This window comes from Clostridium sediminicola, assembly GCF_050402865.1.
Lineage (GTDB): Bacteria > Bacillota > Clostridia > Clostridiales > Clostridiaceae > Clostridium_AF > Clostridium_AF sediminicola.
Genome location: NZ_BAABMF010000004.1, coordinates 1 through 16,277 on the forward strand (window position 1 = coordinate 1; position 16,277 = coordinate 16,277).

The 16,277-nt window shown below is 30.6% G+C and carries 11 protein-coding genes; 10 read left to right on the forward strand and 1 reads right to left on the reverse strand.

The genetic code is table 11. From position 1 onward, the window contains the following. From ACQ3F0_RS08925 to ACQ3F0_RS08950, 6 genes are all read left to right on the forward strand, one after another. The coding region (locus ACQ3F0_RS08925; RefSeq protein WP_428864884.1) for a sodium:solute symporter family transporter at positions 1-1,196 on the forward strand (1,196 nt) is incomplete at its 5' end. 262 nt (positions 1,197-1,458) lie between these two features. Then, positions 1,459-2,475: an ester cyclase gene (locus tag ACQ3F0_RS08930; protein WP_428864885.1), complete on the forward strand. Its 1,017-nt coding sequence runs from the start codon at positions 1,459-1,461 to the stop codon at positions 2,473-2,475. Between the two features lie 191 nt (positions 2,476-2,666). Further along, positions 2,667-3,692, forward strand: coding sequence for a LacI family DNA-binding transcriptional regulator (locus ACQ3F0_RS08935; RefSeq protein WP_428864886.1), 1,026 nt, complete (start codon positions 2,667-2,669; stop codon positions 3,690-3,692). A 450-nt stretch (positions 3,693-4,142) separates the two neighbouring features. Beyond that, entirely contained in the window at positions 4,143-5,225 is a 1,083-nt protein-coding gene (locus tag ACQ3F0_RS08940) for a dipeptidase (protein WP_428864887.1), read from the forward strand. Positions 5,226-5,238: 13 nt separating this feature from the next. Beyond that, a complete protein-coding gene (locus tag ACQ3F0_RS08945) occupies positions 5,239-6,363 on the forward strand; it encodes a dipeptidase (protein ID WP_428864888.1) in 1,125 nt (374 codons plus the stop codon). A 152-nt stretch (positions 6,364-6,515) separates the two neighbouring features. After that, entirely contained in the window at positions 6,516-8,111 is a 1,596-nt protein-coding gene (locus tag ACQ3F0_RS08950) for a sodium:solute symporter family transporter (protein WP_428864889.1), read from the forward strand. A gap of 24 nt (positions 8,112-8,135) precedes the next feature. Here ACQ3F0_RS08950 and ACQ3F0_RS08955 read toward each other — a convergent pair whose 3' ends face one another. After that, positions 8,136-8,549 (reverse strand): DUF3842 family protein, encoded by a 414-nt coding sequence (locus tag ACQ3F0_RS08955; protein WP_428864890.1) that lies wholly within the window; start codon positions 8,547-8,549, stop codon positions 8,136-8,138. A 392-nt stretch (positions 8,550-8,941) separates the two neighbouring features. On the opposite strand from ACQ3F0_RS08955, the gene codB reads away from it, so the two are divergent. The 4 genes from codB (at position 8,942) to ACQ3F0_RS08975 (ending at position 16,098) form a co-directional block, all read left to right on the forward strand. After that, positions 8,942-10,201: a cytosine permease gene (gene codB / locus ACQ3F0_RS08960; protein WP_428864891.1), complete on the forward strand. Its 1,260-nt coding sequence runs from the start codon at positions 8,942-8,944 to the stop codon at positions 10,199-10,201. Positions 10,202-10,330: 129 nt separating this feature from the next. After that, positions 10,331-11,590 (forward strand): cytosine deaminase, encoded by a 1,260-nt coding sequence (locus tag ACQ3F0_RS08965; protein WP_428864892.1) that lies wholly within the window; start codon positions 10,331-10,333, stop codon positions 11,588-11,590. A gap of 144 nt (positions 11,591-11,734) precedes the next feature. Then, entirely contained in the window at positions 11,735-12,904 is a 1,170-nt protein-coding gene (locus ACQ3F0_RS08970) for an exonuclease SbcCD subunit D (RefSeq protein ID WP_428864893.1), read from the forward strand. Next, a complete protein-coding gene (locus ACQ3F0_RS08975; RefSeq protein WP_428864894.1) occupies positions 12,901-16,098 on the forward strand; it encodes an AAA family ATPase in 3,198 nt (1,065 codons plus the stop codon). Before ACQ3F0_RS08970 ends, ACQ3F0_RS08975 begins: the two co-directional genes overlap by 4 nt. The last annotated feature ends 179 nt before the right edge of the window (positions 16,099-16,277 follow it).

Genomic DNA, 16,277 nt, shown 5'->3' on the forward strand with positions numbered 1-16,277 from the left:
GTGGATTTGTATATACACCAGCTTTAGTATTAAGTGAAATTACTGGATTATCATTCAAAGCATGGGTTCCAATTATTGTTGTTTTCGCAATTATTTATACAGCTGTTGGAGGTATTAAAGCAGTTATCTGGACAGATGCTATACAAGCTCTTGTGTTATTTGCAGGGTTAGTATTTGCAGTAATATTTGCTTCAAGTCAAGTACCAACAGGATTTAGTGGAATAATGCAAGCTGCAAAAGAAGCTGACAAGCTAAAATCTTTTGATTGGTTATTCAATAAAGATTCATTAAATATGTGGACAGTAATGATCGGTGGATTTGCAATGTGGATAGGATACTTTGGATTTGACCAAGGTCAAGTACAAAGATATTTAACAGCAAAGAACATTAAGAACATCAAAAAAGGTGGAATAATGAGTTCTATTGCAATGCAACTTATTTACTGGTTCTGTATGTTCTTAGGTGTTGTACTATTTGTATTCTACAAAACAAACCCTAGTACACTTGATTTTGGAAACTCAAACTTGATTATGACTGATTTCTTATTAAACTATGTACCTACTGGTTTATTAGGTATCTTATTAGCTGCAACATTCGCTGCTGCAATGTCAAGCATTGACTCAATACTTAACTCATTAACAGCAGTATTTACAAAAGATATTTATGAGCCATATATAACTAAAAAGAAAGATACACCATTATCTACAACAATTATGTTCTCTGTAATATTTGGTGTTATAATCGTAGGATTTGTTTACGCAGGCCTTAGTGGAAACACTAAATCAATATTAGATACAATTGGTGGATATGTATCTCCATTTGGAGCATTAATAACAGGTATTATGATTGTTTGTATGTTTATGCCTAGAGTTAATGATAACGGAGTGTTTGTAGGTAGTATAATAGCTGCGATAGCAACATTCATAACTCAAAATAATATGCCAGCGCATTGGTTATGGACATACTTCTATGGTGCTGTTTACTGTATTATCTTCTCATATATATGTAGTTTGTTCTTTAAAGATGAAAGTAAAGAAAAGAGACAATATACTATTATGGGAGTTAAAGAAAGACTTGGTGACGTAAAAGACGAAGATGGCACTGCAGTAGCTCCACTAGTATTTGATAAATATGGATGGATTATTGTTGGAATATTCGTTGTTCAATGCATAATACTTCTAATATTACAAATGTAAAGTAATTAGAATTTATTATATCAACCCCACAAAGGATGTAGGAAACTACATCCTTTTACATATATGTTTACACAATATAAGGTATTTCGGAGAAATATCTTATATGGTTAGAATTTTCAGTTTTAAAGGAAAGCTTATATATAAACAGAATGAAAATTACAAAAAGAAATAATATCGATCAAATAATTTGTAATGTTCAGTTAAAATCTAATCAAATCGATGATTAGTGCAATTAGATTAGTTTAAATGGGAGGGGTAACAAATGAGTAATAATAACGTAGAGAATAAAAAAATTGTGAAGGCTCTTTTCGATGAGATTCGTGATACATCGATGGATAAAATGGATGATGTAATCGAAAAGTATTATGCCGATGGTGTTGTTTGGAATGGTCCACAACCATTTAATACAATTACTAATAGAAAAGACTTAAGTGAGAAGTTCTGGAAGCCATTTAAGAAGGCTGTTCCTGATTTGCAAAAAAATGTGTTTATGCACATTGCAGGCAAGAACTTCTTTGGCAAAAACCATGATTGGGTTGCTTCTTCAGGTCATTACTCAGGAAGTTTTGACAATGATTTTGTTGATATCCCTGCGACAGAGCATATGGTTTGGGTTACCTATATAGAATTTAACAGATTGGAAAATGGTAAAATTGTTGAAACTTTCACAATTATTGATATGTTGGATTTAATCAGACAAGCGGGAATCTCTTTTACAGCGGCTTTAGCTCCAGAAGTAATTATTCCTGGACCAAAAACTAATGATGGCGTATTAATGGGTGAAAGCGATCCGGAAGAAACTAAAAAGACTTTCCAAATCATGTACGATATGATTTGGAAAGGTTTAGATAGTTTTGAGGATGTCGGTTTAGGAAACATGGGTCTTGAAAAATATTTTACAGAAGATTTTATTTGGTTTGGACCTTGTGGCATTGGTACAACTAGAGGGATTAAAGGATTTGAAAGAGATCATCAGAAGCCGTTTTTAGACTCTGTTCCTGACAGAGGGATGGACTTAGATAAATTCAGGATTGAAATGGCAGAAGGTAAGTACGGTGCACTTATTGAATGGGAAGGATTTACAGCCACTCATACAGGTGATGGCTGGTTAGGACAAAAAGCTACCGGCAACAAAATTGTTATGAGAGATGCCGATTTCTACTTAATGGAAGATGGGCGTATCGTTGAAAACTGGTGCTATATGGATGTCATTGATGTTTTACTTCAGATGGGCGTAGACGTATTTGAGAGATTAAGAAATAAAAAATATCTTTTATAATAAATTAATATTTTGTATTATTAAACATATGATAGCTTTGAGAGTATCGTATGTTTTTTTGTGCAAAAAATTATGATAATTAAAATATTATAAAGGCGAAAAAATTGTAATTAAATGATTTATATTTTATAATAATACTGGATAATAAAAAGAAAGTTTAAAAAGAATATTTTTACAGAATGGAGATTAAAATGAAAAAGGACGGTACTAAATCTGTTTTTCCTACTTTGATAGATGTAGCAAAAAGTGCTGATGTTTCCCCTATAACTGTATCAAGAGTATACAACCCAAAATGGGAAGGAAAAGTAAGACAATCAACAGTTGATAAAGTTCTTAAAGCTGCAAAGGAAATTGGGTATAATCCTAATGGGGTTGCTCGAAGTTTAAATTCACAAAGAACTAATATCATAGCGGTTGTTATGGGAATGGAAACAGGATATTTCTATGCAGAAGTTTTAAATAAATTAATTCATAAAATACAAGAATCAGGAAGACAGGCATTAGTTTTTGTTGCAGACTTGGCTATTGGCATGGAAAAAGTAGTAGCTCAAGTTAATCAGTATCGAGTTGACGCAATAATTGTTACTTCACCAGCTACAAAGTCAAATATAATGAACTATTTTACAAATAGTAAAATTCCTTTGATATTATTTAATCGTGAAGTTATGAATTCAAATGCAAGTGCAGTTTGGAGCGATAGTATAAAAGCTGTAAATGAAATAGCTGATTTTATATTTGACAATGGATTTAAGCATATAGGATATATAGCAGGTAAAAACGAGAACGAAAGAAATGAGAGCTTTATTACAAAACTTAAAAACCATAGTATAGAACCTGTATATGTTATTGAAGGCGACTTTACTTATAAATCAGGATATAAGCTAGCCACTAAAATGATCTCTTCTAAAAAAAGGCCGGATATAATATTTTGCTGTGGAGATAATATGGCTATGGGCGCAATGGATGCAGCAAGAGGAAAATTTGGATTAGATGTACCAAATGATATTTCAATAATAGGCTTTGATGATAATTCAGCAGCAAGCTTAGAGGCATATGATTTAACTACTATGAGACAATCAGTTGATGATTTAGTTAATGCAACCATAGAAGTTATTGAAGAGTTGCTTGAAAATCCTGAAAAGCAGATATTAAGAAGATATGATATGGAATTAATTATTCGTTCTTCAGTTAAAGTTTTGACGAATGGTAATAGCTAAGGAAAAGTATGTAATATATAATTCAAGGAATAGATTAGCATTAGTATAACTATGCAAATTCATTCTTTGTTTTCTATTATATTTATAAATTTCATCAAATAAAAAGGTAGTGCTAAGAGTTACTATGGCAGTATTTAAAAATTGTTTGTAAATTCAGAATATACCATAAAACACTTGACTATATATAAAAATAATTATATAATGAGCAAGTATTAGATTAATAATAAATATAAAGTTGAATTAAGTGCTTTGTGCAAAAGCATTTTAATTTTCAATATACATGATAGCGATGTCATTGTTGTGTTTAATTTATCTGAAAAAGAAAAATTATTACAGTTTATGATAACGATATCAAATTTCATCTATCTTTATAAAAAGAATATTTTGATTTCTGATTAATATTGATGACAACGATATCAAAACAACATCATAAAAAATGGAGGGATTATAGTGGATAAAAACACAGATTTTCTTATAATTGATGGGCATCATCAATTATGGGACAAGTATTTACAAGATAAAATGGCAGGAGGTATGAAATCTTTCGATAAAACATATTATCCAAAGCTTAAGAAAGCGGGAGTTAGAGCAATAAATCTAGTTATAACTAGAAGCCATACGGTAATGTGTATTGATAGCTATTCTGAATTGTATTTTTGGAATGCAAATAAAATATTAGATTGCTTAATAAATGATCTAGAACAAGGTTGTCAAACATTTAAAATAATTATGCACAAAGAAGATTTGGATGATTGTATCAAAGAAGATAAGATTGCAGTAATGTGCACAATTGAGAATGGAAGAGCCTTAGAAGGAAAAGAAAACTTAAATTTACTATCAAGCCTAAGAAATTTATATAGATTGGGACTTCGTTCAGTTCAATTAACTGGAAATGGAAGAAATCGTATTGCAGATGGCTGTGCAGAAGAAAGAACAGAAGCTGGTATTACTTTTTTCGGTGTTGATTTAGTTAAAGAGATGGAAAGATTAGGAGTAATTATCGATACTTCAGCATTAAGTGATTATGGTTTTTATCATCTAATGGAGCTAACAAGTAAACCTGTTATTGATTCTCATACTGGTTGTAAATCTTTAAATCAATTTACAAGATGTATATCTGATGAACGTATCAAAGCTATTGCTGAAAGGAAAGGCGTTATTGGAATTAGCTTTCTAGGAGAACTTTTGAATAAAGATGCAGTAACAGCAGGTATGGATGATTTGATTAAAAATATAGAACATGTTATTGAAATAGCAGGCATTGATTGTGTTGCACTAGGACCGGATTTCTGTGAATTTGATAGAATCAATCCTTTGTCAAAGTTAAGACATCCAGGTTGGATAGAGGGAATATCATATAAATGTCGTGAAAATGATTATATTGAAGGTATAACAGGAATTGAAGAAATCCATAAGATTGCAGATAAATTAATTAAAAAAGGTTATAGTGAATCAGATATAAGAAAGATTATGGGAGAGAACTGGATAAGAGTTTGGAAAGAAATATTACCAAGTAGAGAGAGTAAAAATTAGAGGAGTTGAAGAAATGAATAATTTAAATGATCGTTTGCAATATCATATAAAACATACACCATATTTTGATATTATGAATCAATTTATGATGGAATTTGCAATTAGAAAAGATGCTGGAGAAGAGAATATTTTTGATACTCACTATGCTCCGTTAATGAGAAAAGGTGGACTTAAATTTTTGGATGCTGTAGTTGGTGGTAATTCACCATGTTTAACAAATTGTCAAGATAACATAGTGCTAGGAGCAATGAGTCTTATAGATATGTTGCTTGAAGAAGAAAAAGTATCTAAAGAATTACGTATATTACGTAGTTATAGAGATATAGAAAAATGTATAGAAGATAATAAATTAGGTATATTTATGAAATTCGAAGGTGCTAGAGCGCTAACAGGAAAAGCTGATGAACATGATTTGTCTACTCTAAGAAGCTTCTATAGATTAGGTTTAAGAGGATGTTGTCTTCTCTCATCGGGAAGAACATCTTTTGGAGATGGACCAGGTGAAAAAGCTGCAGCGAGAGATGGGCGTGGTGGAAAACTAACTAATTTAGGTGTAAAAGCGATTCAAGAAATGGATAAGCTTGGTATGGTTATAGATACTGCACATATGCTTGATAGAGTTTTTTTTGATGTAGCAGAAGTATCAACAAAACCTTTAATAAATTCTCATACTTGTATTAGTGGAGTTGTAGATCATGGAAGAAACATATCTGATGAACGTGTAAAAGCTATTGCAAAAAGCAATGGTGTTATGGGTATAACAACTTTAAAAGGATTTGTAAAAGGTAAGGTTAGTCATTTTAATGATGAGAGAGTTACTGTTGATGATTTTGTAAAACATATTAATTATGTTGCTGACTTACTTGGAACAGTAGATAATATTGCAATTGGTAGTGATAATGACGAGTTTCCATTAGTGAGTAATGTTCATAGAGCTTGGTCACCAGCACCTGGATTTATTGAAGGATTAGAGATTGGTGTTCCAAAAGGAAGACTAATTATGGAAGATTTACAACATTTTGATGATTACTATAAATTTATTGATGTTCTTATCAGAAATAATTACAGCGATGAAGATATTAAAAAAATCCTTGGTGGAAATATTATGAGAGTTTATAAAGAGGTTTTTGTAGAATAGAGAAAATAATAACGAAATGGTTATTGAGGTTTTTTACATTATTAATATAATTCAAGGATTAATAAGAAAGAAGGATAAAAACATAATTGATTCTGGTAACATTATTTCACAAATGAATTAAAAAAAACATTTAGAAAAGGGGAGATTTAAAAATGATTTCTACAATTGACAGTATTGTAATAGTAGCATATCTTTTAGGAATGATTCTTATTGGATATTTTGCAGGTAAAGATAACGAAACACAAGAAGACTATTTATTAGCAGGAAGATCAATGCCTTGGCTTCCAATTGCATTGTCTGTAGCAGCAACAATGATTAGTGCTAACAGTTTTGTTGGAGCTCCAGGTTGGGCATATAATTCTGGTATAGCACCCTACATGGTGAATATTACGGTGCCACTTGCTATATTTATTGCACTTTATATAACTACTCCTGTTATTTATCATCTAAAAATTACTTCAATATATGAGTATATGGAATTACGTTTAGGTGGCATAAGTAGAAACCTAACAGTTGCTCAGTTTTTTATTAACTCACTTATTCAAGTTAGTTCAATGGTATTTGTTCCAGCTCTTATTTTACAAACAATTACTGGGTGGTCTCTAAATGTAATAGTTCCAATAATTGTACTTATATCAATAGTTTACACATTATTAGGTGGAATTAAAGCCGTTATTTGGACAGATGCAGTTCAGACAGCAGTTGTTTGGCTAGGAGTAATTTTAGCAGTAATTATTCCTTTAAAGAAAATGAATATGGGATTTTTTGAAACTATTGGAACAGCACAAGCTGCTGGCAAGTTGCAAGCTCTTGATTTTTCATTTAGTTTAACAAATACAAATGCGTTTTGGGTAGCACTTATAGGTGGTGCTATAATGTGGACTAGATATTTTTGTTTTGACCAAGCTCAAATTCAAAGGGTTTTAACTGCAAAGTCAATGAAAGGTGTTAAAAGTTCACTAGCTTCAAGTTCAGTTGTAATGAGTTTTACATACTTTGCTACATTACTTGTAGGTTTAATTCTTTGGGTATTCTATGGTGGAAAATCATTTGATTCTTCAAACCAAATTATGATTGGATTTATATTAGAAGAGCTTCCAGTAGGTATAGTAGGTTTAGTTATTGCTGGTGCTTTTGCTGCAGCTATGTCGAGCGTTGATTCATTATTAAACTCCATGACAACAGTATTTATTAAAGATATATATGAAAAATATTTCTACAAAGGAAAAGGAGAAGTTTCACTTAAGCTTACAATGACTATTTCTGCAGTATTTGGCATAGTTATAATATTCGTGGTAATATTAGCATTCGGTGGAACAGTTAAATCAGTTCTAGAATTAGTTGGTAAATATATATCATACTTCTCAGGCCCTGCATGTGGTGCTTTCTTATTAGCAATGTTTACTACAAAAGCTAATGATAAAGGTGTTGCAACTGGATTTATTCTTAGTTTCTTAGGGGGGTACTGGATTGCACAAACTTATCATCCTAGTTGGTTATGGAATCCTGCAATTGGTGCAACTTTATCAGTTTCAATTGGTTTTATTGCTAGTTTGATATTTAAAGGTAACAAAGCAGATGAAGAAGTTAAGAAATATACAGCTATGGGTGTAAGAAAAGAAATGATAGCTCAGGGACTTAAAGAAGATGATGGAGTTTCTATTCTTCCATTCACAATGGATAAGTATGCTATTTTTACTTTAGTGTTCTTTGTTGTTCAATATATTTTCTTAGCAATAATTCAGTAATAAAAAAACCGCAAAATGCGGTTTTTATTTTTTTGTTTCTTTTATAATTAAACTAATTAAATCATCTATAAGTTCATTAGCCTTTTTATCTTCAACTCCAGCTACTTTTATACCACATCTATTTAAAGGTAATAAAATCTTAGATGCAGTGCTAGTTCCTATAGAATATGCAATAGATTCAGATATTTCTCCCATCATTGAATTAGGCACACAAATTGCCATTGCCCCAGTAATAATATCAACTTTTTGACTCATGACCTTTATTGCATTTTCTCCTGTAGCACAAGAATGTGCTCCAGCTTTTAGCATACCCATTGTAGCTATAGAATTAGTACCTAAAGCTATAATTTTAGTATTCTCATCAACAACTTTACTTAATTTTTCAACAATACGTTTTCCTAAACCTCCACCTTGACTATCTATAACAGCAATTTTCATTTTATCACTCCATGGATTAAATTTTTGTAATATTTATCTTTAGATAGAGATTCCAATTCAACTGTAAATAAAGTTCATTGTGGATTCTCTTTAACATGAATTAATTTTATCAAAATAAGCTTATAAAATCAATCAGACCCGTATATTAAAGAAGATATTTATTATTGACATGTAAAATATGGCATGATATAATAATTTAAATTATATCGGTACCTTTAAATCAGTCCGAGAGACTGGCAAGGTTGAGCGCATATTATAGATAAGCATTATAGAAGGTGTTTATCTAAATAATAAAAAATTGCTTTATAACAGCCTTGTCATATTATTGTGACAAGGCTGTTTTTTATTGCTCGAATTGGTACAGATAAATATAATACTTAGGAGGAATAAAAATGAGCAATCAAAATTATGATCATGATTATGCATTAGAAACAGTTCCAGAGGAAAGCAAAAAAGGATTTTTATCTATGTTTGTTGTTATGTTAGGATTTACTTTCTTTTCAGCAAGTATGTGGACAGGTGGAACTCTTGGGACAGGATTAGGAATAAAAGATTTTATAATTGCAGTTTTATTAGGAAATTTAATTTTAGGTGTGTATACAAGTTTGCTTGCTTATATTGCTTCAAACACTGGTTTATCAACACATTTACTTGCAAGATATTCTTTTGGAGAAAAGGGATCATATCTAGCATCTTTTATACTTGGGATTACTCAAGTAGGATGGTTTGGTGTTGGAGTTGCCATGTTTGCGCTCCCAGTGCAAAAGGTGACTGGTGCAAATGTATATCTTATAATATTTGTAGCGGGACTTTTAATGACTGGAACGGCATATTTCGGAATTAAGGCACTTACAATTCTAAGTTTAATTGCTGTACCTTCAATTGCATGTCTTGGTAGTTATTCAGTAGCAAATGCAGTGAATTCAATCGGAGGTATTTCAAATTTATTAGCTATAGAACCAAAAGAAACGATCGGGATAGGAATTGCATTAACGCTATGTGTTGGTTCATTTATAAGTGGAGGTACATTAACACCTGATTTTACAAGATTCTCTAAGAATAAAAAAGTTGGAGTTTTAACAACGTTAATTGCATTCTTTATAGGTAATTCACTAATGTTTATTTTCGGAGCTATAGGAGCAGCCGTTACTGGACAATCAGATATATCTGAAGTAATGTTTACTCAAGGATTGATTTTACCTGCAATTATAATATTAGGATTTAATATTTGGACAACTAATGACAATGCGTTATATGCATCGGGGTTAGGGTTCTCAAACATAACAAAAATTCCAAAGAATAAAATAGTTATATTTAATGGATTGATTGGTACTATAGGAGCGATGTATTTATATAATAATTTTGTTGGATGGCTAACATTTTTAGGATCATTTATACCGCCAATCGGAGGAATTATTATCGCGGATTATTTCTTTGTTAATAGAGAAAAATATAAAAACTTTAAAAATGCAAGATTTGAAAATGTGAATATCTCAGCAATTATAGCATGGACTGTAGGAGTTCTTGCAGCTAAATATGTACCAGGCATAGCACCAATAAATGCTGTATTGTTTTCAGCAGTTTGCCATGTAGTAGTTGCTAGATTGGAAAATAAAGTTAATATAGATAATAAAGAATTAGAGAATATATAGAGATTCCAGTTCAACTATAAATTATACATGTACCATAACTCGCTGATGTCCGAGATTTTGAAACATGTATAAATTAAGTTTCACGTGGATTCTCTTTACATAGAGGGTTAATTTTAAGGAGGGTGCTTTATGTTAATAAAGAATGCTAGATTACAAGGTAAGAATGATACAGTTGATATACTAATAAACAATGGGATTATAGAAAGAATAGATAGTGAAATAGTAGGAAACACAACAATTGATGCAGAAGGTAATCTAGTGTTACCACCTTTTATTGAGCCTCATATTCATTTAGATACTACATTAACAGCAGGTGAACCAAGATGGAATGAAAGTGGAACATTATTTGAAGGAATAGAGAGATGGTCAGAAAGAAAAAGCATGCTGACTATTGAAGATGTTAAGAAAAGAGCTAAAAAAGCTTTAGAATGGCAAGTAGCTAACGGGATTCAATTTGTGAGAACTCATGTGGATGTTACGGATCCTGAGCTTATTGCATTAAAAGCGTTGGTAGAAGTAAAAGAAGAAATGAAGAATTATGTAACACTACAAATAGTTGCATTTCCACAGGAAGGTATTTTATCTTTTCCTAATGGAGTTGAGCTTTTAGAAAAAGCTGTTCAGCTAGGGGCTGATGTTATAGGAGCTATACCTCATTTTGAATTCACTAGAGAATATGGAGTTCAATCTATCGAGAAAATATTTGAAATTGCTAAAAAGTACGATTGCTTAATTGATGTACATTGTGATGAAATTGATGATGAACAATCAAGATTCATTGAAGTACTAGCTGCAAAAGCATATGAGAATAATATGGGAGAAAAGGTTACAGCTAGCCATACAACTGCAATGCATTCTTATAACAATGCCTATACATATAAATTATTTAGGCTATTAAAAATGTCAAAGATTAATTTTGTTGCAAACCCATTAGTGAATATTCATCTTCAAGGAAGGTTTGATACTTATCCCAAAAGAAGAGGAATTACAAGGGTTAAGGAATTAAATGAAGCTGGTATTAATGTATGTTTTGGACATGATGATATTTTTGACCCATGGTATCCACTTGGAACAGGAAATATGTTGCAAGTACTTCATATGGGACTGCATGTGTGCCAAATGATGGGATACAGTCAGATAAATGATTCTATTGATCTTATAACTAAAAATAGTGCAAGAGCTTTAAACATATTAGATAAATATGGTATAGAAGAGGGGAAACCTGCAAATCTATTAATTTTACATGCGGAAAATGGCTATGATGCTATAAGAAGACAAGCATCCGTTTTATATTCAATTAGAAATGGAAATATTATAGCTAAAACTAAACCATGTAGAACTACTGTGAATTTTGGTGATGGAGAAAAAGAAGTGAATTTCAAAAAATAATAGGAATGATTAAGCGAAGCTTATGTATCTTTTATGATACCGAAAGCTTCGCTTTGTTGTTTATTAAATTATGATATAATTGAAAAGTAAGGCTACGTTTTAATTGGCAATTGTGAATTGCGAATTGATAAAAGGGGTGTTTTTATGAGATTTATCCACACAGCAGATTGGCACATAGGAAAACTTGTTCATGGAATTCACATGACAGAGGATCAAAAATACATATTAGATCAATTTATTGAAATGGTAAAAGAAGAAAAGCCTGATGCAATAGTTATTGCAGGGGATTTATATGATAGATCAATACCACCAGTTGAAGCGGTACAATTATTAGGAGAAGCCTTAGTGGAAATTCTTTTAAAACAAGGGGTAAAGGTTATTGCTATTGCAGGTAACCACGATAGCCCAGATAGAATTGATTTTGGTGGTAGGTTAATGGAAGCAACAGGGTTATATATTTCAGGAAAGTTAAAAAAGGAAATAGGAAAAGTCACAATGGAAGATGAGTTTGGGCCAGTAAATTTTTATACAGTGCCCTATGCAGAACCAGTTTTAGTTCGTGAACTTTATGGAGATGAAACTATTAAGACTCATGACGATGCTTTTAAAGTAATTATAGATAAGATAAAAGCCACTATAAATATGAATGAAAGGAATGTTTTAGTTGCACATGGATACATAACATCAGGGGAGTCCCCTGAAACTTGTGATTCTGAAAGACCTCTATCCATAGGTGGAACAGACGCAGTAAATGTAGAGCATTTCCATGACTTTAATTATGTGGCTTTAGGACATCTTCATGGAGCGCAGAAAATTAATGTAGATAAAATAAGATATTCAGGTTCATTAATGAAATATTCTTTTTCAGAAGTTAAGCATAAAAAGTCTGTAACAATTGTTGATATAGATGAAAGTGGTGACATTCAGTATAGGTATAGAGAATTAGCCCCTAAGAGAAACATGAGAAAAATAAGAGGAGAACTGAAGGATTTAATTGAAGAAGCTAACTCATTAGAAAAGACTTCAGAAGATTACATAATGGCAACTTTAACGGATAAAGGAGAAATTATTGATGCCATTGGAAAGTTAAGAAATGTGTATCCGAATGTTTTAAGGCTTGAGAGAGAAGCTTCAACAGGTGATGCAGGTGAAGAGAGAACTTCTGCTAGTAAGAATTTCGTAGAAAAATCTTTACTTGGTTTATTTACTGAGTTCTATGAAAACATTACGGGAAATAAATTTAACCAAGAGATGAAAGAAATAGTTGTTGATACAGCAGAAGGAATGGAAAAAGAAAGGAGGAATGAAAGATGAGACCTCTAAAATTAACTATGACGGCATTTGGACCTTATCCTAATGAAGAAGTTGTAGATTTTACTGAGTTAAATGGTAAGAATTTGTTTTTGATAACAGGACCAACAGGAGCAGGAAAAACCACTATATTTGATGGTATTTGTTATGCAATGTATGGTGAAACAAGCGGAAATGAGAGAAATCCTGAAAGTCTCCGAAGTCACTTTGCTGAAGATAATCTTATTACAGAAGTTACATTGGAATTTGAATTAAAAGAAGAAAAATACCTTATTCACAGAACTCCTAAACAAATGAAGAAGAAGAAAAGAGGGGAAGGTTTTACAGAACAAAAGCCAGAAGCTTCTATGATTATTGATAATGGGGTTGATGAGAAAACAGTAATTACAGGAGTATCTAGCGTAAATAATAAAGTTTCAGAAATAATGGGGATAAATGCGGAGCAATTCAGGCAAATATTAATGATTCCTCAAGGTTCTTTCAGAAAATTATTAACAGCTGATTCTCAAGAAAGAGAAAAAGTATTACAGAAAATATTTAATACAAAAATCTATAAGGATCTCCAATTCAAATTACAAATAAAAGAAAAGCAGTTGAAAAATGAAATTAAAAATAGCCTTGCACTTAGAGAATCTGCTGTCTCTAGAATAGATACTTTTGAAAATTTTGCATTAAGCCAAATGGTAGAGAGTGATGAAAAAAATATCTCAAAAATTATTGAAAAGACAAAAAACAGCTTAGAATTAGATAAAGAAAAAAAGAAAGAATTAGAAGAAAAAGAAAAATCAATATTTAAAGAAGTAAATAAACTAACTATAGAAAAAACAAAGTCTGAGGAAAACAATAAAAAGCTTTCTAGAAAAGATGAGTTATTTAAAGAAAAGACTTTAATGGAAGCTCGAAAAGATGAGGTTTCTCAAAAAGAAAAAGAATTAAATCTAGCTGATAAAGCACATACAATAATTCCTGTAGAAGAGATTTATAATGATAGAAAAATAGAGAAAGTAAATAAAGAAAAAGAATTAAAAAAAATAATTGATGAATTTCAAAAATCTGAAGTTAGTATGAATAGTTCCCAGGAAAAATATAAAATTCAATCTTCAGAAGAAAGTATAAATAGAAGAAATTCTTTAAATGAAAAACTAACTGTTTTAAAAAGCTATATTGATAAAGTTAGAAATTTCGATGTTATTAAAAATGAAAAAACAAAGTTTCAGGGACAGTTGTCAAAGTTAATTGAAAGAAAAGAAAATATTCAAAAGGTTATTCAGGGCACAAAGGATAGATTAGAAAATTTAAATAAAGAAAAAGATAAATGTCAAAATGCTGCAATTGAATATGAAAAATTGAAAAATTTTGGAGATAAGCTGAAAGAGGTTTTATCCAATGTAAATAATTTATCTCTCGTAGAAAGAGATTTGGCCAAAAAAAGTAAATTATTTTTAAAAGAAACTGAAAGTTTAAAGATTATAAAAGAAGAATTAGAAAATGAATCTAAAGAATATGATGATTTATATAATAAATTTATAGAAGGGCAAGCTGCCTTATTGGCAAATAACTTAAAAGAAGGAGAGCCGTGTCCAGTATGTGGATCAACTAACCATACTAATCTAGCAGTTAAAGGAGCTCATTTACCTTCAGAAGAGGAACTGAAAGTTAAAAGGGAAAGAGTTCAAAAAGCACAAAAACTTTTTAATGATAGAAATGCTATGAAGGCAGCTTTAGAAACTGAAGGTAAAAATGCTAAAGAAAATCTATATAATAGAGCAGAAGAACTCATTAATAAAATAGGTGAATTTGAAGAAATAATCCAAAATCCTAAATATGCTGTGGACATTAAAAAATTCAAAGTTATGGGATTAAAAAAAATTGCAATATTTATTAGTAGTTTAAAAAACTTTATTGAAGAAAAAATTAATCAATCAAATATGGAAATAAATGAAATGAAAAAATTAAAAGAAATTCACAGTAATATAGAAAAACAGATTATTAACGCTAATGAAAACATGAAGAAGAATGAAGAAGATTTTGAGGTCAATGAAAAGAATTTATATATAGCTAACAATAACTTTACTGAAGCTAAAACTAAGTACGAAGAAATAGTAAAAGAGATACCAGAAGAATTTAGGGACGGGTCTCAACTTTTAGCAGAAATTAAAGAAGTTGAGAGTTTAAAAAATAAATTAGAACATAAGCTTGAAGCTTCCAGAAAAGAATATGAAAATTGTTCTAAAGTTTTCGTGACTAAAAAGGTTTCAAAGGAACATATTGAAAAGGAGTTAGAAAAATCAAAATTAGTTTTCAATAAAGCTAAAGAAATTTTTAAAGAAAAGGTTGAGGAAGCTGGTTTTGATGGATACAAAGAATATATTAATGCAAAAAGAGATAGGGAGTGGATGGATTCAACCAAGAAAAGTATAGAAAAATACTTTAGTGACCTTCAATCTATCCGAGACAGATACGAAGAATTAGCAAAAAATACTGAGGGATTTTCTTTAGTTGATATTTCATTAATACAAAAGAGAATAGATGAAAAGAATGAATTTTATAAAGAAATAAATAGTATTAAAAACAAAACACAAAATAGGATTGAAAATAACATAAAGACAATAAGTGATATAGAGGAAATAAATGTAAAAATTGAAACTAAGGAAAATCAATATAAATTAATTGGCCAATTATCTAAAATAGCAAATGGAAGTAATTCATCCAATATATCTTTTGAAAGATATGTACTTGCAGCATTTTTAGATGATATATTAGTAGCTGCAAATTCAAGGCTTAGAAAGATGACTGATGGAAGGTTTCAGTTATCTAGAACTGATGAACTAGAAAGAAAAAATAAGCAAAGTGGACTGGAATTAGAAGTTTTTGATAGTTATACAGGAAGATCAAGACATGTAAAAACTCTATCTGGTGGAGAAGGATTCAAAGCATCACTTTCAATGGCTCTTGGATTGTCTGATGTAGTTCAATCCTATGCTGGAGGAGTAAGATTAGATACTATGTTCATAGATGAAGGTTTTGGAACACTTGATTCTGAATCTTTGGATAATGCAATAGAATGTTTGATTGATCTTCAAAGAATGGGAAGGCTTGTAGGAATTATTTCTCATGTTCCGGAACTTAAAGAGAGAATTGAATCAAAACTTGAGGTTGTAGCTGGAAATGCAGGAAGTTGTACCAGATTTGTGTAGAATAATATAGATAAGTAAGGATTTTAAGAGGAGATACGAGAGTATCTCCTGTTCTTTTTTTTGTTAATTAGTAAATATTTTAATGTAAAAGTTATTATAATTAATAAATAAATTAAAAAACCGCATAAAAACACACGATTTTCGTGTTATTTTATGAAAAATCGTAGAATTATTTCATA